Here is a 20917-nt window from a genome sequence, read left to right on the forward strand (position 1 = left end):
CCCTCTCAATATTCTATATTACGAATTCCAATTATCTCTAAATGTTTCATTTTTTCTCTCCCCATCAACATTTCAATCTGATTGGGTCCACCTGGCAAATACATGTTGATTTCCAAATCTATTTGAGGTCCGATAGATCCTACATTTGCAGGTATTTCACTCCCTTCTTTGGCTCTATATTGAACAACTCTATCAATATCTTGAAAACCTCCTGTCATCTAGGACATTGTATAATTGCCATTTCCTTTTATTTGATTCATTTGGTAATACAACTTTCCCCTTCATATAAGTATGCTCAATGAAAAATATATCACTGTTTCTAATCAATCGATTTCCGAATCATCTAACTGAATTAGAGTTTCTTTTATCCAAAATGTTGTTTTTATCAAACGATAAAGTCGCTCTATTGCATCATTTTCATTTTTAAATTCATCTCTGATCCAGACACGTTGACGTTCATTAACTTCATAAACTTTATACTTCCTAGACTTATCATCATAATAGTATCCCAAAGTAAATTGACCTTCAAATCGTTCATCAAGCGCAATATGAAATGCCCCTATCTTATCTCTATGTTTATTAATAAAATTTACTAGTTCTTGTTGCGTCATTTTAAATTTTCCATGGTGTTTCCTATAGTTTCACTACCTTAAGTGGATTGTAGTATTTTTCCTTGAATTCCTTAAGGATCTTCTCTACCTTTTCTTCATCAGTTTCATTAGTGCCAGGCTTATATACACGTGGATTTTTTATTTCATAATAGCCTTGACGTTCAATCGCAGATAGAAAATCATCGTAAGAATACCCTTTTGTACCAATCGTTGGCATAAGTAGTTCGCTGTTTAGAACTGTTAAATAATCTTTTTATAAATATAGTCTCATTATACCACAAAAAGAGAGCGTTTCCGCTCTCTTTATCACTCTGGTAATTCTATCTTCAAAGTCATATCCGTCGGTTGCAAGACTTTCTGAGCAGCTGCGAGGAAGGCTAGACCATTGTCAGATGGAGAATACTGGAATGTGATATGAATGACTTTTTTATCAAAGTTATCACCGTATCGTGCCACATACTGCTTGCTTTCGAGGAAATAAATATAGTTGTTGAGTTTTTCTTGAAGCTTCAACAAATGTTCTTCTTCGGTATCTGGAATCCAAAGATTCCCATCTATTAATAAAAGTTCTAGGTGTGCATCACTAGTTCCTATTGCATCAATTTCTGAAACATCTAACTGAATAGGGACGCTTTTAATCCTACATCTAAATTTTACAACCTCATATAATTCTTTAATAGCATCCTCCTCTCTTTCAAAACTAGCTTTTTCATGTAACTGTTGACGTTCAGTCACCTCATACACTATAAATCTATTTGCACTTAAATCCTGATAATAGCCTATCGCAAACTGATCTAAAACTTTTTTATTTAAGTATATAGTATAATATCTAAGCTTGTTGCTATTAAATTTTAAAAAATCTAATAATTCCTGTTTTCTCATTAGTTCTCCTCCATCATTTCTATATTCAGCTAATGATTTCCTCGATAGTAGTTTCTCTATCTCTCACCAAATCATAAAATCCTACATGAACGCCTTCCTCATATAGCCAGCACAAGTCGGTGCCGTATGGAGCTTCAAAAATTTCCAGTATAACAGGAGCAATTTTTACAATGCTATTTGCTCCTAAAATTGTGAAATTTTTTGAATTAGCTAGGTAAGCTTCATCATCTTCGATTGATAACAGTGTCCAGCCATTTAATTGTGGAATAGCAGATTCCTCGCGATAAGAATAGCGAATAGCTTTTCCATCAAGAATATTGTTTGAAACGACAAAACCACCAAAATCATTGTTACTAATTTCTACCATCTTCATACTCCTTTATAATATCAAGCAGACTACTTCTCCATGAATATTCTTCCGCATAGTCTAGACACGATTTCCCAGATTTATTTTTTAACTTATAATCCGAACCGGCCTCCAGTAAAAGCTTATATAGAGGTTCTAACTCATCCGTTGCTAATTTTAATAACGTTACTGAGTAAGTCATCGGAATAGAACCAAATTTGTCAACTGCATTTACATCTATTCCTGCCTCAACGAGTAATTTCACCACCTCGTATGCATATGCTATCTTAGGCCGCCAATTGGCTTGGAAGAAATAATGAAGAGCATTTCTGTTTTCTTTTTTTGACAAAAAATTTACCTCTACTTTCTCAGAAAGCAGATATTTAATAATTTTCAATTTCTCTTCTGGTAAATCATCATTAAGCATGGATATACATAGCAAATTCAGTTTTGTATATTTATCAATTTGTGTTATGTCACCATCGTAACTTTTTATAAACTCATTATATGTCCCATTTTGAACAATATCGAAAATATCCATCTTGTCTCCTATTCAAACTTATGACTTCTATTGGCAGAAGGTTTTTCAATTCTAAAATTATCTGGATTAAATTGGAAGTCCTTTAATTCTTACAAAGTAATTTCACGATTTTTGAACTTTTTGAAATGAGTCCGTAAAAATACACTACCTTCAATTCGTTATCTGTACTGACCCCAAAAAGTTAGACAATTAATTTATCCAAAAGGATTTTAGTTCTGTATTGCACAGGGCTAAGTCCTTTTAGTTTTACCTTTAATCCGTTTGTTGTTGTAGTAATCAATATAGTCTACAATAGCTTGTTCCAATTGCTCAAGTGATTTAAACGAACTTCTCATAACCATAAAACATCTCAGACTTAAGAATACCAAAGAAGGACTCCATCATACCGTTATCTGGACTGTTTCCTTTACGTGACATGGACGGTTGGATTCCTTTATCCTCTAAAAAACGATGATAATACTGATGTTGATACTGCCATCCTTGATCACTATGGAGGATGGTATTTGTGTAATGTTCCTCTGTAAATGCCTGCTCCAGCATATCTTTCACTTGTATCAAATTCGGTGACGTAGAAAGATTATAGGCGATTAATTTCGCTAATTAAAGCCATCTAAAACTGGTGATAAATAGAGCTTTTGACTGCTTATCGGAATGGCAAACTCTGTCACATCTGTATAGCACTTTTCCATTGGTTTGGATGCTTCAAATTAGGCGTTGAATAAGGTTATCTGCTTTCTTGCCAACTTCTCCTTGGTATGAAGAATACTTGCGTTTACGACGAATCCGAGCTGTTAGACCAAGGACCTTCATTAGACGTTGGACCTTTTTATGGTTCACTACAAAACCACGATTCCTTAATTCGAGTGTTATTCGGCGATAACCATAATTTCCTTTATGCTCAGTTAAAAATAGCTTGAATTTCAGCCTTAATATCATTGATTTTTATCGCTTTTATCTAATTGCTTTAGCTGGTAATAATAGGTTGAACGAGCTAGCTTAATAATCTTTAGAAGAATCTCTAAGGCAAACTCTGTTACTAATCCTTGAACAATTTCTGCTTTTCTTCTTGATCCTTTTCGTCCCTCAATCGGAGTTCTCTCAACTTTTTTAGAATGGCATTCTCCGCTCTCAAATATTCTAATTCTTCCTGAAGTCGCTCTAGCTCTGTCATCTCTTCGGGCTTCTTTTTTGGTTTTACGTCCCATTTTAGGCGGTCTCCCTCTTGTTTTCTCAACAATAGTATACCCGTTTTTCTTATATTGTGCTATCCAATTAGGCAACATTCCAACACTTGGAAGAGCATAATCTAGAGACACCCTTATTTGTGAACGACCTTCAAGTAGAACTTTATCAATGATCTCTTGTTTTAGTTCAGGTGAATAGTAGCAATTCTTTCCTTTTTTGACGATTTCTATTCCATAACGATCAATCAATTTAATCATGTACTGAAGATTGGGAATTTTTATCCCAAATATATTTGAGAGCTCTTTGAAGCTTCGCCCTTGTTTTCTAAGTTCATAGATCTGAACTTTATCTTTATAAGTTAATTTCATAATAAAAACACCCCAAAAGTTAGATTTTTTTTCTGTCTAACTTTTGGGGTGCAGTTCAATCTTGACCTGACCCTTTTCATATCCTGAATACCAACTACTTTCAGGACTGACATATTCGGGCAATTCCTTTTGTGGCTGTTCTCCTAAAAGAGTCAAGGTCCCATCATGTATTAAACAAGAATAATGAACCGAATCTCTAGTAAATTCTTCATTCTCAGTATCAAATGAGTAAGTATATTCTTTACCGCCTTCCTTTATAGTGATCTGCTCACCTTCTATTTTTATCCATGATGTTTTATCTAATGAAGCCGTTTTAGTAGATTCATTTTTGACTATCAGATAGTAAATTCCATCATCTGATTTCATATCATCAAGAATAGTGGTAATAATCCCTAAAATCATTAATGCGGGAATAATCAAAAGAAACCATTTCCATTTTTTTGATTTATTTTTCATCAGTATCAATTACCTCCATTATCGATAATTTTTTTAATTCAGTACTTTTTTCAAACTTGTCAGATTTATTAAGAAAATTTTGAAAATCAACATCGACATATCCAAGGAAAATCACTCTTTCTAGCTCCTGTAACGGCCGTTAGCAAGAATATAATGCGGCTATAAATCGCTTCTTTTTTTACTCTAAGATATTCTTTGATAAGTAAGTCTTTTTCTTTCATGATAATCCTTTCGTTTACCGTGTAATTTTAAGCTGTATCTGGGAACCTTGATATTGCAGATAGACTTGGTCAACTGGTAGATTTCCTTCTCTCCTATTTCCAAAAACAACTCCATCTCTTCCACCATCTTAGAAATCAGTTCATCCTAATTTCAAGGATTGCTCAGATATGCAACAACTACAGAAAATCAACGTTCTAGCCATTCTAGCATTTGTCGACATTTTTCGTCAATCAATTCTCTATTAGCCAGCTGTTGAATCCATTTTTCTGGGATGCCTTCCAGTTGATAGTAGGCACCAGCCAAGGTACCTGTAATGGCACCGATGGTATCGGTATCCCCTCCAAGATTAACGGCTTTTAGAACAGCTTCTTCAAAACTCTTTGTTGTACCCAAACACCAGAGACAAGCCTTCAAGGTATCAACAACATAGCCTGTAGAAGCAATATCTTCCCTAGCTTTTTGATAAAATTCTTTGTCAAATATTTCTCTAAAATGTTCTTGATACTCTTCCCAGTATTCTGGGCTTTTCTTGAAGTAATCTTCAAGATAAGGTTTTGATTGACAAAGTAATTTTTCTAAACGAATGTTAAGAAGAAAACCAATTAAAAGCTGGACATACAGAATAGATGCCACAATAGACCTTGGATGAGCATGGGTCAGTTTAGTATATTGCTCAATTATTTTTGATCTATAACTGAAACCAACATTTTCATATAAGAGCAAAGCTAAGGGAGATATCCTCATCAGAGCTCCATTGCCATTATCTCTCTCACTAGTCCCTCCACATTTCTCTGGAGAGACTCCTGCCAGATACCGTTCAATCGCCTGATTAGTCGCAACACCAATATCAAAACAATATCCAAAAGGGGTGAGGTAGCCCTGACGATAAGCTACAAATTTATCCATCAACCCATTCAAATCAGAATCCTCACAGAGGTGTTCAATAAGTGCTAAGGATAAAGATGTATCGTCTGACCAGGTTCCAGCTGGTTGATTATAGGTTCCATAACCCACCATATCTGAAATATGATAGGTATCTCTAGCCCTGAACTCCACAGGAACTCCCAGTGCATCACCTATAGCTAGACCAAAGATAACCGAATTTATCTTTTGGTTAAGATTATATCTTCTATACTGATTTGAATCATCTTTCCATTTATCTCTTAATCTCACAAGCATTTCCTATTCTATTAAATCCATTTTTAGAATAATATTATCAGCAACCTCTTCCACACCCTTTATCAGGAATGTTGAATCCCTTGTCAACCAACATACTAAAAGAATTGACCCTGACAGCTTCAGAAGCACTGATTTTCCAAGTTATAAATTCGTTAAAATATAGAAATTTAGCAATCAATCCTCTTCATCAAACATAAGGGTATCTAGCTCTTCTATATCAGCCATAATCCCTTCATAACTAGAGATAATATTATGCAATACTCCCAAGGTGATGATGCCTGTTGAGTCCTTTATCGTAACCTCAGTGCCTATGCCGCTTAACTCATAAATTAACTCTCTAACCCTTCGAAGCTCGTCCAGCTTTAAGTCATCTACTACCATCACTGGATCATGATTTTCTATTCTTAGCTTTAGTTGTGAAAAAGGTAAAGCAGAATATTTTCTTAATATCTTGTATGTCATAGACTTAGTATCAATGGTCTCAATACGAATATCTAACACAAGCTCTACCCCTTTCTTTGATAATAACAGTCCAAGTGTTGTCCAATTCAATTATACCATACTGTAAGAGACAAAAAAGAGAGCGGAAATTCGCCCCCTTCATATCACTCCGGCAATTCTATCTTCAAACTCATATCTGTAGGTTGTAACACCTTCTGAACCGCTGCGAGAAAGGCTAGACCGTTGTCAGATGGGGAATACTGGAATGTGATATGAATGACTTTTTTGTCAAACTTATCACCGTATCGTTCCACATATTGCTTGCTTTCGAGGAAGTAGATGTAGTTGTTGAGTTTTTCTTGAAGAATTTCAAGATGGACTGCTTCTATCTCTTCCTGCCAGCCGACTGAATCCACCAGAAGTAGCTCTAAATGATTATCAACTATACCAATTTCATCAAGTTCAGTTGGATTTAGTTTTGAAGATATGGATTTATATAACAATTCTTCAAATTCTTGATCAGAGAATAGCTCTTTAATAGCTGAAGGATTTACTAAAATCCGAACAGGTGATGACCTAAAATAATTTTGTCTAGCTACTTCCTTACTTTTCTTTGTTACCCATTCTCCAGTCTCTAAGAATAGTTCTACCTCATAAGCATCCTGTTCTGACCTTAAAGCCTTGTCCACTAATTCTTTACTAACTGGATAAGTAACTTCTCTATCTTGAAAACCTCCTGTCATCCAGGACATTGTATAATTGCCATTTTCTTCAGTTATAATGAACCCATTTCCTTTTATTTGATTCATTTTGTAACACACCTTTCCCCTTCGTATAAGTATGCTCAGTGAAAAATATATCACTGTTTCTAATCAATTTCTGAAACATCTAACTGAATAAGAGGTTCTTTTATCCAAAATGTTGTTTTTATCAAACGATAAAGTCGATTTATTGCATCACTTTCATTTTTAAATTCGTCTCTTATCCAGATATTTTGTCGCTCATTAACCTCATATACTTTATATTGACTAGATTTCTCATCGTAATAGTATCCTAAGGTAAATGGACCTTCAGATCGTTCATCAAGTACAATATAAAATGTCCCTATTTTATCTCTATATTTATTAATGAAATTTGCTAGTTCTTGTTTCGTCATTTAAATTCCTCCAGAATCTTCTCTACCTTTTCTTTATCACACTGCCTGTATTCTGGGTTACGATCTAATACATTACACAACCCTTCATAGGTATACGTTCGTTTTTGATCATCTGATAGGTGGGAAGTGCTTTCTATAATATTTCTTACCAATTCATCTGTTTCAATAACAAAGGGAATATCATAATAATTCGTTACAAACCACTTTTGATTAGAAATATATTGAGTGACCTTCTTTAATTTCATTAGATCAGTAGATAAGCTAAAATATTTCAAGATTTCAAAAGTTCTTTTTGCTATATCCTCATCACCTTCCACATACAAAGGATATAAGCAATATTCCATTAATACTCCAATATCTGTACTATCCACTTCGTAAGAATCTCGTTGTCGAAAACAATACTTAGTTTCCGTCCCTAGAAAAACTTCAGCTTCTTTCCCCTCCTTCATTATTTCACGATAGTCTTTTACAAAATTTTGATAGTTTTCTTTATTTTTCAGTTTATATATCTGCATTTATTTACTCCATTGGTTAATTCTAAAAATTCCTTCAACTTGCTCAATTTCATTAGTACCAGGCTTATAGACACGTGGATTTTTGATTTCATAATAGCCTGGACGTTCAATCGCAGATAGAAAATCATCGTAGGAATGCCCCCTTGTGCCAATCATTGGCAAAAGTAGTTCGCTATTTTTACCTGTTGAATGAGAGTCTTAATTCTAGTCTCATTATAGCATAAAAAATATAAGTAGAATAAACATGAGAAAAATTTAAAACCATCTGGAAAACGTTTCAGATGGTTTTCTTCACACTATCTACTTCATTCTTTTCTAATCACATTCTAACATCTGAAAAAGCTAACTGAACAAGTATTTTTCTTAAAATCCTCCCTTTTTCAAGACAGCGTGCAGAGTTTCAGGAGAAATTGGGTCCACAAGAACATACTTGGCATCTAGCATATAGATGCCCTCAGTTAGCGATTCCAAGTACTGACGATAAGGAACTTCGGCTAGTTTTTCCCCATCGGCTGTCATGATAAATAGTCGTGCAACTGCAACCTTACTTCCTCTATACTGTTGCAAATATTGAGGTTCTAACTCTGGTTGAGATGGTAAGATTGTTCGTCCTTCACTATTTAGATAGTTGACAGGGATGATGATATCTTCACCATCCTGCTCTACTTTAAAAACTTGCTGCTCAGAGTAATAAGCATTCAGCTGTTGGGTAAAGCGCAAACGCTGGTCATAGCTATTCAAAAGTTGCTCGTCCGGAACATGGATAATCTGCCCTAGGTAGAGTTCATTGATGTAAATGGGACGTTTCACTCCCATAATTTCCACGATGGGATGAACTTTTACTTCCTTAGTCAATTCTGAAAGAGCTGATAAGAAAATATCTGTGAAATGAAATTCTAGAATAGAATCTTTATCATACGCCACACCATCATGTTCACATACAGTTACGTCTAAGAGAATGAGCAAGGTTTTCAAGAACATCAAGGCCCCAGTCCAGTCAGAAGCTGTCGCCAAATCTGGAACAGATACCTGATAAGCTTGACCATCAAAAGATAGACGGAACCCTAAACTAGACTTCTCTTTGACCCCAAACTGAACAGAATGGAAATCCGAAATAAGAGAGTCCGCAGATGGCTTTAATCCTGCATCCTTAGCGGAAACGCTGTAACATTCAAAGAGTTCTGCTTGAAGCACCTCACCAATTCTTAGTGATTGGTTGCTTTTTATTGTAAAAATAACTGATTTCATATTTTTCTCCTTCGGTCTACTGGCAAATCCTTTCTACGACGTAGAATCGTTACTTCGCTGACAGGGATTTTCCCTGATGCATACATGGTCTGGCCATATTTCTCATCCAATAATTCCGCATCATCAGCTAAATTGTTTTCAATTAGAAATTCTTTATCAAAAACCAGGAGTCGCACATAAGAATCGGGTGCTGTAAAATCATCATCCCCATGCTTGTGACCAGCAATTGTAAATTCATGTTCTTTATACAAAACACGATCATAAACCGAATACCTCTGACTAACCTCACTATAAGGCACAAGCTTCCCGTATAGACCTTCTTCTTCACCATCTACATAGGAACTATAGGGGAAATAGCCTTCTTTCAACATTGCCGGATCTTCTGAAAGAAGGATATAGTCATTTATATAATTCACAAAATTAGAGTATACTTTATTTTGGTAAACTAGAAATTCTTTATCCATTTTATCCCTCCACGTATTCCATTATACCACACAAGAAATTATAGGCGGAATGAAGTATACAATAAACTAAAAAAGAAGACAAATGTCTCCTCTGTGCATTGATCTCACTCCGGCAATTCTATCTTCAAATTCATATCCGTATCCTGTAATGTCTTCTGAGCAGCTGCTAGAAAAGCTAATCCATTGTCAGATGGGGAATACTGGAATGTGATATGGATGACTTTTTTATCAAAGTTATCACCGTATCGTGCCACATACTGTTTGCTTTCGAGGAAGTAGATATAGTTATTGAGTTTTTCTTGAAGTTTCAACAAATGTTCCTCCTCCAAAGCTTCTATCCATTTGTTTTCATCAATCAATAACAAATCAAGATGGTCATCTGAAACTCCCATCGCATCTATACTTGTAACATCTAGTACAATTGACCATACTTCTGTAACTGATTTAATTTTTCTTCTATTCTTATTTTCCTCTTTCTTTTGCTCTTTAACAATATATTCTACTTTCTCTTTATCACAGTTTTTGAAAAGCGCCATAGAATCAATTAAATTACAAATATTACGGTAATAATTCACCTTTTTCTCATTAGGAAGATTATAAATACTGTCAAGAACTATAGGTACTATGTTCTCCACATCAACGATAAAAGGTAAAGTATCATATTTTTCCAGTAAATCTTCTTGTTTTTTGATAAATGATACAACTTGATACAAATGTATAGTATCCTGACTAGAAGCCAACTCCTTTAAAATATCTAAAACTCGATCTGGAATATCAAAATCTCCGCCTACATAAATTGGATAAAGGCAATATTCTATCAAAATATGGGTATCCGTAATATCTTGATAATATGAATCTCGATGACCTATTCTATACTCGGGATCAATACCTAAGAAAGCTTCTATTTCTCTGTGATTTTCAATTGCTTTTTTATACCTCATAATATCCCACTCGGTATCTGTTTTTAGTCTATATGTCTTCATTTATTTACTCCATTGGTTAATTCTAAAAATCTCTAAACTTGTCTGATTTTTCAGCCTGATAGAACATCTTTATTGGAATTTAAAATCATATCAAAGAAGACTTCTCAAAAGATTTTTTATCAAACTTTTTAAATTCTGGCTAGTACCTGCTGTAAGGTCTCTGGCGAAATTGGTTCCACAAGAACATATTTGGCATCCAACATATAGCTGCCCTCGATCAACGACTCTAAGAACTGACAATAGGGAATTTTATTTGTTATTCTGTGATATCATCCCAGAGTGGGGAAGAATATTAAGATTCCCAACCATTGGAAATAGGGTAGTTGTTTCTTGAAATAGTATGTTCCAATAACTCTATATTCTTTTGCTTCTTTAAAAGTAAGTATACTCACAAATCCTCCCTTTCCCAGCTCTATCCCTAGTTAGATATACCTCATATTTTTCGGCTTCGTTATTGAACTCAATTCGTATTTCCCATTCTTTTAACTTTTGTTTGCTAAAAATAGGAAATTTTAAAGACTCGTAATATAAATTAGTAATTATTGGCATTAATTCAAAATTTTGTTATTTCCAAGTTTCCCATTGATTATTTCCTTCAATAATCTTATTTATTCTCTACTCCGAGGATACTTGAAAATGGATTTGCATTCATCCTATTTAACTAAACTTTCTTTTTAATCATCAAGAATTGAAAAATTATATTTATTTTTATAACGCTGATTGAACCGAGCAACTACTTTCATAGGTTCTTTTTTTGTCAATCCATTATTAAAAGTAATACTTTTCGTTAACTGTTCCCGAAATTTTTGAACTCCAGATACTATTTCATTTGCTATTTTTAGAGTATCAATTTTAAAGGTAGCAATACTTTTATCTTCCATAAAGAGTATAGAGTCGAAAAATAATATTGAAATGTACAAATCTGTAGCTGAGCTCTTTGTCAATTTCATTAAAGTGTTCTCTAATATTTCTTGGATATTTTTTATATCACTTTGTTTATAAAAATATTCAAACAGTACCTGATTAATATCTGTAGGAAAAACATCTGGAACAAAAGTTGAAGGTTCAATTCGATACTTTTGCCTTCCGCGTAAAATATCTTCAACATTTTCAACTTTTATAGCTTCTAAAAATTTTTTTCTAAAATTCATTGGTTCTCCTTTCAATTTATTTTATTCCTATTCTACTAACTCTTGTCCTATCTAATGGGACAGTATTTAAAATTGCTTCAGGAACTCCACCTGAAGTTTCTCCCTCAGGTATCCACAATGAATTTGCTCCTGTCTCATTCCCACTAGGGAGTCTTAAATTTAAATCACTCAAATCTTCTATATCAATTCTAACTAAACCACCTCCATATTTAAAATAACCTTTAGGAAACCCTAATCTTTAATGTCCTCACTGTCAAGGACAAATGGCTAAATATGACTTCCAGAAAGAGCCCAAAATCCTTTATCTAGAGTGCGCGGGATACAAAACGCTGATTCGCTTAAAGAAACGTCGTTTCCGATGTAGAGTCCTTAGAGATTATCACTTAATGTAAAAACAGGAACTTGCTTACAACTAAAAGTAAATAAACAAGTTCCTTACAAGCTATTTTAATGGCGATACATAATCATCTGGAAGTTTCCCCATTGATTCTAACCATTGCTGTTCGGCTTGGGGAATAAGTATTTCAAGTTCTTTCTTACTAAAAAGCAACTGATTTTTACGGTTGGAAATCAGCACAATTGGTTTTTCTCTAGCTCTATTTTTTCTTATTTCATTCTTTTCTTCTTCCGTTAGAGGCCAGCAATCGTGCTTAACCTTGCAAGATATTTCAAGTAGAGTCCGTTCTCCACTCTCTAGTAAGGTAAATAATTCTTGTGGTAATTCATAGACAACTAACCAAGAAGCTACGGTTCCCTCTTCTAAAACCAAATAATACTTGTCTTCATCTCTCCATATATGCTGACCGTAACCTTTTACTTCTTCGAACTGGATAACATCTTCCCATTGTAGCTTTGTTGGTTTCATTTGTATTCTCCTAGTGCAAGTTCTACTCTCAACATAAAACATCATAAATCAGGCTTCTATTTCTCTTCCTCAATAGGCTACGCCATCTTTTATCCATTTTTTAGTTTCTAAATCCAAATTAAAATAGAAATCTGTTCGACTTTTCCGACACATCAAAAGGTACTAATCGGAAATTTTACCTTTGCTTATTATAACATATTGGGACTTAGGTGGTGCTGAAAAAACAAAGTGCTCTAAAAAAGAGAAGATGATTATTTCCTCTATATTTCGCTAGTCTTTTCACTCCGGCAATTCTATCTTCAAACTCATATCCGTATTCTGCAATGTCTTCTGAGCAGCTGCTAGAAAGGCTAATCCGTTGTCAGAAGGGGAGTATTGAAAGGTGATATTGATGACTTTTTTATCAAAGTTATCTCCATATCGCTCTACATACTGCTTGCTTTCGAGGAAGTAAATATAATTGTTAATTTTTTCCTGCAGAATTTCCAGATGGACTGCCTCTATTTCTTCCTGCCAGTCAACTGGATCCACTAGAAGAAGCTCCAAATGATTATCAACTGTACCAATAGCGTCAAGTTCAGTTGGCTTGAGTTCTGAAGAGATGGCTTGAGTGGCGAGTTGTCTAAATTCTTCAGGAGAAAATATTTTTTATTATCAGATAAATCATTAAAAATTAAATCGGGATTATTTCGTATAAAAATTTTGTCCGACTCTTCTTGTGTAAATTGCTTTTTAGATTTCCAAAAACCATACTGCGCATAATTCATCAACTCTTTGCCAGTATGTTCTCCCGACATGTAACTATCTGCAGCTTCTTTGGGAATTTCTCTAATCACTTCTGGGCAAGTAATATTAAAAGTTGGATAACGCAAGAAATACTTATCACCATCTTGACAAATTTCCAACATGTCTTTTTGACTCACATAAATAGTTTCCATTCTCATCTCCTTTGCCATTTACCAAATGTCTATATTTATTCCCTATTTTGGGGCTGTTCTTATGATGTCATCCACTTTACTATAAAGGCCAGTGCCCTGTTTCAGCATAAATCATGACTTCATATGCTCCCCTAGAAGATTGAAATGCTTTATCCATTAGTTCCTTAGTAATGGGGTAGCATACTTCTGGGCCCATAGCTCCTCCAACTTCTTTAAAGAAGCTAATTTCGTAATAACCATCTGTTTCATATACAACAAATCCATCGCCTCTATGTACAATCGTATTGGAATGATTATAATCATCTAACTCATCTGCCTTTGGCCAACGATTATGTTCACAATAAAACATTACTTCTAAAGCATCTTTTTCTGATTTTGAAACACGATCGGCTAATTTTTGGCTAATGGGAAAGTTAAGCACTTCTTTCCCTCTACTCCACAGGATCTCATAATCATTATTGTTTTTTAATATCGTACAATTTTTGTATTGCTGAATTTCTGTTGTCATACAAACACCTATTCAAATACCTTTATTATTAGTTAAATTAAAATACTCTAAACTTCTGCCCTTTCAGCAACCAAATCATAAGGAAAATACGGAATCTCTTCCAATTCCTTGTAATTCAAACCTTTAATTTTGCAAATAGCCCCTGATTCAAAAGACCAATAACCTACATGATTTTTGACATTCTGCTTATGCAAATCATACCATCCTGCATCTCTACTCCCTTGATACCATTTCTTAGTCAAATATTCTTGCAACCGTTTAAGTGCCTGTTCAGAATTCTCTTCTTCAATAATTTTCCTAGTAAAGCCATAGGGTCTTGGAAAATTATAATTAATCCGAATCTTCCAAGCTGGATGACGATATTGAATCAGGTAGTCAATCAAATAATCCTCTGGATCATCTTTTTTTACCAAATCTACCAGCTGTTCAAAAATCTCCTCATCAATCTCTAACAGAATACCAATAGAAAGCGCCCATACCATTTGTTCATATCCCCATCCCTTATGCCATACTGGAACTAAACAAGCCACAAATGAGATGTATTCCTCTTTAAAAACTAACAAAGAAGCCCCACTAGAATAAGTTGCAAATAAAATATCTCTCTGATAAGACAATATAGTCGCTAAAGTTGAATGATACACTTCTATTGTTGGCTTCTTATAGTTTTCGATTCCATTATCTAAATCAATTTGAAGTTTTATTAATTTCTCTTGAAAATACTGCAATGCCTCTTTATTTGACATTAGGCCATCTTTATAATCCTTTTTTGTACTTAAAGTATCTCGTATTGCCATTTTATATCTCCTTTAATAAGGCCAAACAACCTTTATTTCACTTTACACCTCTTCAGTTGGAAGATGGTCTAGATTGATTGGTTTAGGATTTAAACGTTTCAATACTAATTCATAGAAAAAATTATTATTTAGCCTATTCGGTGAACTTAAAGTAAAGTTATTCATAATTAATAACGGAATAAATTCCGAACCAATTGTATTATAACCCGTCAAATACTCTAATCCATAATTTAAGTTTTTCGGATTCTCAGTGCCAACTTTCCAGTAGGCTCCTTTGGCTTGTAAACGGAAAACCTCACCAAGATAAACCCAGCTATTAAAGAAATCATCAATATTTTCAGGATCATTTTTGACATCATTCTCTCGAACGAATTGCGCCAAATCTTTCAAGCTCTCTAAGCTCATATCCAGATGATAACCTTGTTTACTAGCTTTTTTCTTTATTACATCCAAGGTGTCATCAATATAAAACATAAATTCCTCAAAATTTTTCTGTATTTTTTCTTTATCTAATGTCATGTAAAATCTCTCAATTATTCCAGCATTTAGCTTGCTATTCTCTCAAAACACTTTTCTACTTTAGCTGACAAATTCTCTTACTCTACATCATAAAGGCTTAGACGAGATACAAATGACACTCAATTAACAATTTCTTCGATTGTTGTTTGTCTATCTCTCACCAAATCATAAAATCCTACATGAACGCCTTCCTCATATAGCCAGCATAAGTCTGTACCGCATGGTGCTCCAAAAATTTCCAGCATAACAGGAGCAATTTTTACAATGCTATTTGCTCCTAAAATTGTGAAATTTTTTGAATTAGCTAGGTAAGCTTCATTATCTTCGATTGATAACAGTGTCCAGCCATTTAATTGTGGAATAGCAGATTCCTCGCGATAGGAATAGCGAATAGCTTTTCCATCAAGAATATTGTTTGAAACAACGAAACCACCAAAATCATTGTTATTAATTTCTACCATCTTCATACTCCTTTATTATATCAAGCAGACTACTTCTCCAAGAATATTCTTCCGCATAGTCTAGACACGATTTCCCAGATTTATTTTTTAACTTATAATCCGAACCAGCCTCTAGTAAAAGATTTCGGGATAAAATATTTACAATCTTTTCTCCAACACTTCTAGTTTTCAACAGGATGACCATAAAAATACTTCATGCCTTCTACCCAAAGTTTTTTGATTAGACGATCAATATAACTAATCATTAAATCAATTTCATCTCTTGAAATTACAACATTAGTGTCAACTGGAACTTTTTCGCCCGAATAGATAGACAAAAGTGACGATTGAAGATATAAATGATATTTTTCTTTCTTTTGAGCAGCGATGTGTAGAGCAGTCATAATTTCTTGTGTAAACAAACCAGGAAAAGCAAGAGAAGTATTATAATAATAACAATCTAAGTTTTTAGTTTTTACTACATCTATATATAGATTTCCTACTTCCTCTAACGTTGCGTTCTCTGATAAAACCGAGCGATATTCGAGAAAAGAATCCAACGCATCCTGTATAGCAATTTCTAAATCATTATCAGAATCTTCCCATTCTTGCCACAGCGTCAAAAGATATGGAATAACTTGATATGACATTGTTTCAACTGCACCAGTAACGAATGTAAAAGCTCCAAATTCCGATACAGAATCTAAAAAACGAAAATTATTAACATCTTTTAAATCATCATTTGTACACACTGAGCAAAATAATCTGATACATAAATTTAACACAGCTTCATCTTCTGTTTGATTCATTAAATCAATTAAAAGATTTTTAACGGAAAAATCTCCCTTTTTCATTATTTCAACAATTAACAGTATGCACTCACGCTCGTCTTGTACCGAAAGCAAGCTATTCTTTAATTCATCCAAACTTAATTGGCTTACCTCGCCATACCAAATTCCAGGCAGTAATACTTCACTCATCTATCAAGCTCCTATCTTAAACCTTGCTGTCTTTGCCATCTCAATACTTCATTTTGGAAATTAGTGACTTCAGTATGATTTGGATTATTTCCAAATACATATAGTCCACTTCTCTTTGATGTATTTTCAAAACCTTTGGATCCTTTTTACCATAAACATTTTCATGATAAAAACTAGTATCTAATCCTTCTAATTCTGAATGTCTAATCGTTGTTTCTCCAGTAAATTGAATATTTTCCGGAACATTCTCACCACCAAACGCCAACCCTTGTCTATTGTATCCTTTTGGCAGTTCACCTTTTCTAAGCATCTGTTGATAATGTGAGCGCGCTTTCTTCAACTCTTCTCCAGCGACAATCCTAGATGCATCAGGATCAGCCTACCATTTCGGATTATCTACATGACCTTTAACCGCTTCTTTGTAATACGGAACATAGACTTGTTGGCTTTATCACTGTCAATTTGTGCTTTTAAACTAGCATCACTCATTTTCTCCCCTTCTATTCTGCTTGCTGCTCTCCAGAATTTTGCTGCCTCAAGTCTTGTAAGGATTTATCAACCACCTTCTTAATCGTCTCGTCATCAGCTCCAGGGATATGGTAATGAGAGTTACTATTATCACTACTGGAGCTTTCCGTTTGAGCACTTTCTTCAATGGCAGTTGACGAATTAGACATAGAAGATGTTGATGTGGTAGATGTTCCCTCATTAACCTTGAGTGCATCATTTAGCTCTTTATAATTAATCTTCTGCTGCTCAACAGGTCTATAGAATACTGCAAAGGAGAGAAGCAAAGCTAAAGTTGCACCGATATCTGCTAATGTCCTTTTATTAGCCTCAGCCGTAGGAATCTTTACTCCTTTTGTACTAAGATCTTTCCATTCAGGATGCTCTTCTTCTATCGCTTTTTTCTGTTGCCAAAAAGGAACAAGCAGAAAATGATTGACAGGTATGACAGACGCCATGGCTGTTGCTAAAAATGGGATAAATCTGGAAGAACTAATTATTAGCATACAATCTAGTATGGCAAATAAAATGAAAAGGAAAATCACTAAAGCAAGACGAATTCTATACTCCTTTTAACCTGTAAATATTTCTCTTGGGACATCTTAAAACCTTCCTTATTTTTAGTTTCATTTGTAATTTTTAATAGAGATAGTCAATATTTCTGTAAATCGTTAATGCTATCACTTAATTATCTCTTAGTATACTTTAGACTTCTGCACCTTCAGCAACCAAATCATAGGGGAAATACGGGACACCTTCCAATTCTTTGTAATCCAAGCCCTTGAGTTTGCAGAGAGCACCAGATTCAAAGGACCAGTAACCATAATAATTATCAATATTCTCTTTATGCAGGTCATACCAACCTGTATCCCTATGTCCTGGATACCATTTCTTAGTTACATATTCTTTGAGTAGTTTGAGTGCCTGTTCAGCATTCTCTTCTTCAATAATTTTCCGAGTAAAGCCATAAGGTCTTGGGAAATTATAGTTTATCCGAATTGTCCACTCTGGATGACGAGACTGGATAAGGTAATCGATTAAATAGTCCTCTGGATCATCTTTCCTTACCAAATCTACCAATTTATCAAAAGTAGTTTCATCAATCTCTAACAAAATACCAATGGATAGAGCCCAGAGCATTGCATCATATCCTGAATTACTATACCAAATAGGGAGAAGGCTATCGACATATTTAAGGTACTCTTCTTTGAATCTCTCAATAGAATATCCTGCAGTGTAGGTGGCTATCATATTTTTTTCCTGATAATAAGAGATGTCACTTTGAGTTAGTCTAATAACTTCTTCAATTGGACGTTTATAAGGATTAATCCCTTGCTTAAGTTGGTCTAACTCTTGTAACCATTCCTTAATCATCATTTCATTAAATGTAATTAGTTCATTAATTTTTTCTTCTATAAATATATTATCTCTTTTCACCACTTATCCTCCTATGGCCATAAAGCGCCTTCTTATAGGTTAATGAATTTTCAGCATATTACCAGTTTTATTGATTATTCTGATTTTCTTCCAATCAGGATGTTCCTCTTCTATCGCTTTTTTCTCTTGCCAAACTGGGACCAGTAAAAAATGATTAAAAGGAATAACCGTCCCCATAACTGTTGAGCGGAGTTTCTTCCTTTGTTTATTTCCTTCTATTTCTTTATTTTCTTTACTCTATTCACTTGTTTTATTTTTGTCAAACACATTTTCCCCTATTTCCGTCCAAAACCAATATTCTCTTGGAATTAAATCTAGGAAATATTGATATTCCCCAATCCATGGAGCTGATAGATACTCTTCAAAAGAAATAGACTCTGCGTAATTTGAGTACAACAACAAATTATCCATATCAACAAATAAAGATGGGGCGAAATCATAAATAGCGTTCAGTTTATCCCTTTTATACTCATTAGTAAAGACTTGCCTTAACTCTGAAAGGTCGCAACTATATTTTTGCATATCCTCTAAAAAATAGAGGACATTCTCGGGCAATAAAAACGGGGAGCGCAATCTCTCTTTATCAATATGTTCTACACTATATCCCGCTTCTTCGTAATTAATATACCACAGCTCCAAGTCAGAAATATACCAAGAATACTGATTTTTGTACTTAAAAGCGACAACAATATTTTCACCATATTTTGCTCTAATCATTTTTTCTCCTTATTCAAATAAGTCTAGTTTTATAGCACTCAAGGAAATAGACTTTTGGAGCGCTATTCAAAACTATTTTTTAAAATTTCATATTCATGACATGCCAGTTCTACGAGCAAGATGCTCACGAGTGTTCCATCTTGAGAAAATCCTAATTTTACTCTCCCATTAGTCAGATACATAGTTTCCTTAGGATTAAGCAACTGTATTTTCAAAAAGTCTTTAGACAAAAAGACATCAAAGGACTGCCTCCTACCATGTAGTCCATTTGTAAACATGACAGTATCACGAAAAACAGGAATGCCTTCTATCTCTTCCACTTCTTCTAGACTCATGTCATCCATTAAAGTCACATTTGATACCTGGACAAGTATAATATTCATCAACCGAAAAGAATCTGGATTTATCCCAATCTCAAGTAGGCTATTATCACCTAGTAAACGGAAGTAAGCTTTTCGCATATATGAGGGGAAACTCGAACATTCAATAGTAAGAGGCGTATAATAGTCCACCTCTACATTGTAGGTATCTTCAATCACATGGCTTAATGTTAACATAGTCGACCCTCTCAATTCTAAATGTTATGAACTAAACCGATAGAGTAGTTCTCTTACTATATCAAGTTTTTTAGCCATTAATCAGAAAGCACTTTTTTACATTATACCATATTATAAATCTAGTCCAGAAAAGATTGCAAAGGCTTTTGAAGATTAGAAAAGAGAAGACAAACGCCTTCTCTTTTTCTAACTTACTCTGGCAATTCTACCTTCAAACTCATATCTGTATTCTGCAATACCTTCTGAGCAGCTGCTAAAAAGGCCAATCCATTATCAGATGGAGAATATTGGAAAGTGATATGGATGACTTTTTTATTAAAGCTATCGCCATATCGTGCCACATACTGCTTGCTTTCGAGGAAATAAATATAGTTGTTGAGTTTTTCCTGCAGCATTTCCAGATGAACTGCTTCTATCTCTTCCTGCCATCCAACTGGATCCACCAAAAGAAGCTCTAAATGATTATCAACTGTACCAATAGCGTCAAGTTCGCTAGGTTCCAGTTCTGAAACAATGGCTTGGGTGACGATTTGGTTAAATTCCTCTGCTGTGAAAAGACGACGGCTATTTTCAGGATTTTTCAAAATAAAGGAAGGATGGTCTTCGATGAAGAGCTTACCAGACTCATCTTGTGTATATTGCTTTTTAGATCTCCAAAAACCATATTGCGCATAATTCATCAACTCTTTGCCAGTATGTTCTCCCGACATATAGCTATCTGCAGCTTCTTTGGGGATTTCTTGAACTACTTCTGGCATGGTAATATTAAAAGTTGGATAACGCAAGAAATACTTATCGCCATCTTGACAGATTTCCAACATGTCTTTTTTGCTTAAATAAATTGTTTCCATTTCTATCCTCCGTCAATCGAGCTAGTTGACAAATAAGGGTCTGAGACAAAAAGCCC

29 protein-coding genes and 6 pseudogenes are annotated in these 20917 nt (G+C 34.4%); 1 reads left to right on the forward strand and 34 read right to left on the reverse strand.

From position 1 onward, the window contains the following. Positions 1-5 precede the first annotated feature (5 nt). The 20 genes and pseudogenes from I872_RS12050 to I872_RS10155 form a co-directional block, all read right to left on the reverse strand. Positions 6-218, reverse strand: a complete 213-nt coding sequence (locus tag I872_RS12050) for a hypothetical protein (RefSeq protein ID WP_015605982.1) — start codon at positions 216-218, stop codon at positions 6-8. A gap of 105 nt (positions 219-323) precedes the next feature. Further along, a complete protein-coding gene (locus I872_RS10070) occupies positions 324-611 on the reverse strand; it encodes a hypothetical protein (RefSeq protein WP_015605983.1) in 288 nt (95 codons plus the stop codon). 22 nt (positions 612-633) lie between these two features. After that, positions 634-828, reverse strand: coding sequence for a hypothetical protein (locus tag I872_RS10075; protein WP_015605984.1), 195 nt, complete (start codon positions 826-828; stop codon positions 634-636). 89 nt (positions 829-917) lie between these two features. After that, on the reverse strand, positions 918-1493 hold the full coding sequence (locus I872_RS10080) for a DUF6572 domain-containing protein (protein WP_015605985.1): 576 nt from the start codon (positions 1491-1493) through the stop codon (positions 918-920). A 25-nt stretch (positions 1494-1518) separates the two neighbouring features. Beyond that, complete coding sequence (locus I872_RS10085) at positions 1519-1860, reverse strand: DUF2185 domain-containing protein (RefSeq protein ID WP_015605986.1); 342 nt, start codon at positions 1858-1860, stop codon at positions 1519-1521. Beyond that, positions 1847-2380, reverse strand: a complete 534-nt coding sequence (locus I872_RS10090; RefSeq protein WP_015605987.1) for an ankyrin repeat domain-containing protein — start codon at positions 2378-2380, stop codon at positions 1847-1849. The genes I872_RS10085 and I872_RS10090 overlap by 14 nt, the downstream gene beginning before the upstream one ends. Positions 2381-2561: 181 nt before the next feature. Then, a pseudogene (locus I872_RS11355) lies at positions 2562-3933 on the reverse strand (IS3 family transposase). A gap of 36 nt (positions 3934-3969) precedes the next feature. Next, positions 3970-4389 (reverse strand): hypothetical protein, encoded by a 420-nt coding sequence (locus I872_RS10105; RefSeq protein ID WP_015605991.1) that lies wholly within the window; start codon positions 4387-4389, stop codon positions 3970-3972. A gap of 408 nt (positions 4390-4797) precedes the next feature. Then, positions 4798-5784 carry an ADP-ribosylglycohydrolase family protein gene (locus I872_RS10110; RefSeq protein WP_015605992.1) on the reverse strand — a complete coding sequence of 329 codons (987 nt, stop codon included), beginning with the start codon at positions 5782-5784 and terminating at the stop codon, positions 4798-4800. A gap of 180 nt (positions 5785-5964) precedes the next feature. After that, on the reverse strand, positions 5965-6291 hold the full coding sequence (locus I872_RS10115; RefSeq protein WP_015605993.1) for a hypothetical protein: 327 nt from the start codon (positions 6289-6291) through the stop codon (positions 5965-5967). Positions 6292-6395: 104 nt separating this feature from the next. Beyond that, a complete protein-coding gene (locus I872_RS10120; protein ID WP_015605994.1) occupies positions 6396-7040 on the reverse strand; it encodes a DUF6572 domain-containing protein in 645 nt (214 codons plus the stop codon). Between the two features lie 59 nt (positions 7041-7099). Beyond that, positions 7100-7387, reverse strand: a complete 288-nt coding sequence (locus tag I872_RS10125; RefSeq protein WP_015605995.1) for a hypothetical protein — start codon at positions 7385-7387, stop codon at positions 7100-7102. Continuing rightward, positions 7387-7902, reverse strand: a pseudogene (locus tag I872_RS10130) (NAD glycohydrolase inhibitor); the annotation flags it as partial. The gene I872_RS10125 and the pseudogene I872_RS10130, both read right to left, overlap by 1 nt. Beyond that, positions 7903-8064: a hypothetical protein gene (locus I872_RS12055; protein WP_167320512.1), complete on the reverse strand. Its 162-nt coding sequence runs from the start codon at positions 8062-8064 to the stop codon at positions 7903-7905. It abuts the pseudogene before it with no gap. Positions 8065-8265: 201 nt separating this feature from the next. Then, a complete protein-coding gene (locus tag I872_RS10135; protein ID WP_015605997.1) occupies positions 8266-9150 on the reverse strand; it encodes a DUF4299 family protein in 885 nt (294 codons plus the stop codon). Beyond that, positions 9147-9614 (reverse strand): hypothetical protein, encoded by a 468-nt coding sequence (locus tag I872_RS10140; protein WP_002920984.1) that lies wholly within the window; start codon positions 9612-9614, stop codon positions 9147-9149. Before I872_RS10140 ends, I872_RS10135 begins: the two co-directional genes overlap by 4 nt. Positions 9615-9718: 104 nt before the next feature. Next, complete coding sequence (ifs, locus tag I872_RS10145; protein ID WP_015605998.1) at positions 9719-10597, reverse strand: NAD glycohydrolase inhibitor; 879 nt, start codon at positions 10595-10597, stop codon at positions 9719-9721. Between the two features lie 128 nt (positions 10598-10725). After that, positions 10726-10848: pseudogene (locus tag I872_RS12440) on the reverse strand (DUF4299 family protein); the annotation flags it as partial. A gap of 121 nt (positions 10849-10969) precedes the next feature. Further along, positions 10970-11146: an Imm59 family immunity protein gene (locus I872_RS10150; RefSeq protein WP_015605999.1), complete on the reverse strand. Its 177-nt coding sequence runs from the start codon at positions 11144-11146 to the stop codon at positions 10970-10972. A gap of 125 nt (positions 11147-11271) precedes the next feature. Next, positions 11272-11748 (reverse strand): hypothetical protein, encoded by a 477-nt coding sequence (locus I872_RS10155; protein ID WP_015606000.1) that lies wholly within the window; start codon positions 11746-11748, stop codon positions 11272-11274. Positions 11749-11990: 242 nt separating this feature from the next. Here I872_RS10155 and I872_RS11220 point away from each other — a divergent pair. After that, positions 11991-12113, forward strand: a pseudogene (locus I872_RS11220) (transposase family protein); the annotation flags it as partial. A 77-nt stretch (positions 12114-12190) separates the two neighbouring features. On the opposite strand, the gene I872_RS10160 reads toward I872_RS11220, so the two are convergent. From I872_RS10160 to I872_RS10225, 14 genes and pseudogenes are all read right to left on the reverse strand, one after another. Further along, positions 12191-12613, reverse strand: coding sequence for a hypothetical protein (locus I872_RS10160; protein ID WP_015606002.1), 423 nt, complete (start codon positions 12611-12613; stop codon positions 12191-12193). A gap of 279 nt (positions 12614-12892) precedes the next feature. Next, positions 12893-13551 (reverse strand): annotated as a pseudogene (locus I872_RS10165) (DUF6572 domain-containing protein). A gap of 79 nt (positions 13552-13630) precedes the next feature. Next, positions 13631-14059 (reverse strand): hypothetical protein, encoded by a 429-nt coding sequence (locus tag I872_RS10170; protein ID WP_015606003.1) that lies wholly within the window; start codon positions 14057-14059, stop codon positions 13631-13633. A 47-nt stretch (positions 14060-14106) separates the two neighbouring features. Further along, positions 14107-14853, reverse strand: coding sequence for a PoNe immunity protein domain-containing protein (locus I872_RS10175; protein WP_015606004.1), 747 nt, complete (start codon positions 14851-14853; stop codon positions 14107-14109). A 42-nt stretch (positions 14854-14895) separates the two neighbouring features. After that, positions 14896-15372 (reverse strand): hypothetical protein, encoded by a 477-nt coding sequence (locus I872_RS10180; RefSeq protein WP_015606005.1) that lies wholly within the window; start codon positions 15370-15372, stop codon positions 14896-14898. Positions 15373-15491: 119 nt separating this feature from the next. Next, positions 15492-15833 (reverse strand): DUF2185 domain-containing protein, encoded by a 342-nt coding sequence (locus I872_RS10185; RefSeq protein ID WP_015606006.1) that lies wholly within the window; start codon positions 15831-15833, stop codon positions 15492-15494. Next, positions 15820-15954: pseudogene (locus tag I872_RS12445) on the reverse strand (ankyrin repeat domain-containing protein); the annotation flags it as partial. The pseudogene I872_RS12445 and the gene I872_RS10185, both read right to left, overlap by 14 nt. Before the next feature lie 40 nt (positions 15955-15994). Then, the gene (gene imm47, locus I872_RS10195; RefSeq protein ID WP_015606008.1) at positions 15995-16792 is read right to left on the reverse strand and encodes an Imm47 family immunity protein; all 798 of its coding nucleotides are present in this window, start codon (positions 16790-16792) and stop codon (positions 15995-15997) included. A gap of 40 nt (positions 16793-16832) precedes the next feature. Beyond that, a complete protein-coding gene (locus tag I872_RS10200) occupies positions 16833-17132 on the reverse strand; it encodes a hypothetical protein (protein WP_015606009.1) in 300 nt (99 codons plus the stop codon). A gap of 160 nt (positions 17133-17292) precedes the next feature. After that, positions 17293-17805, reverse strand: coding sequence for a hypothetical protein (locus I872_RS10205; protein WP_306416506.1), 513 nt, complete (start codon positions 17803-17805; stop codon positions 17293-17295). 199 nt (positions 17806-18004) lie between these two features. Continuing rightward, a complete protein-coding gene (locus I872_RS10210) occupies positions 18005-18676 on the reverse strand; it encodes a PoNe immunity protein domain-containing protein (RefSeq protein WP_231914086.1) in 672 nt (223 codons plus the stop codon). Between the two features lie 297 nt (positions 18677-18973). Then, positions 18974-19453: a hypothetical protein gene (locus tag I872_RS10215; protein ID WP_015606013.1), complete on the reverse strand. Its 480-nt coding sequence runs from the start codon at positions 19451-19453 to the stop codon at positions 18974-18976. Positions 19454-19515: 62 nt separating this feature from the next. Continuing rightward, entirely contained in the window at positions 19516-20010 is a 495-nt protein-coding gene (locus I872_RS10220) for a hypothetical protein (RefSeq protein ID WP_015606014.1), read from the reverse strand. Between the two features lie 191 nt (positions 20011-20201). Next, on the reverse strand, positions 20202-20861 hold the full coding sequence (locus I872_RS10225) for a DUF6572 domain-containing protein (RefSeq protein WP_015606015.1): 660 nt from the start codon (positions 20859-20861) through the stop codon (positions 20202-20204). Positions 20862-20917: the final 56 nt, after the last annotated feature.

It is taken from the genome of Streptococcus cristatus AS 1.3089, assembly GCF_000385925.1.
Classification (GTDB): domain Bacteria; phylum Bacillota; class Bacilli; order Lactobacillales; family Streptococcaceae; genus Streptococcus; species Streptococcus cristatus_B.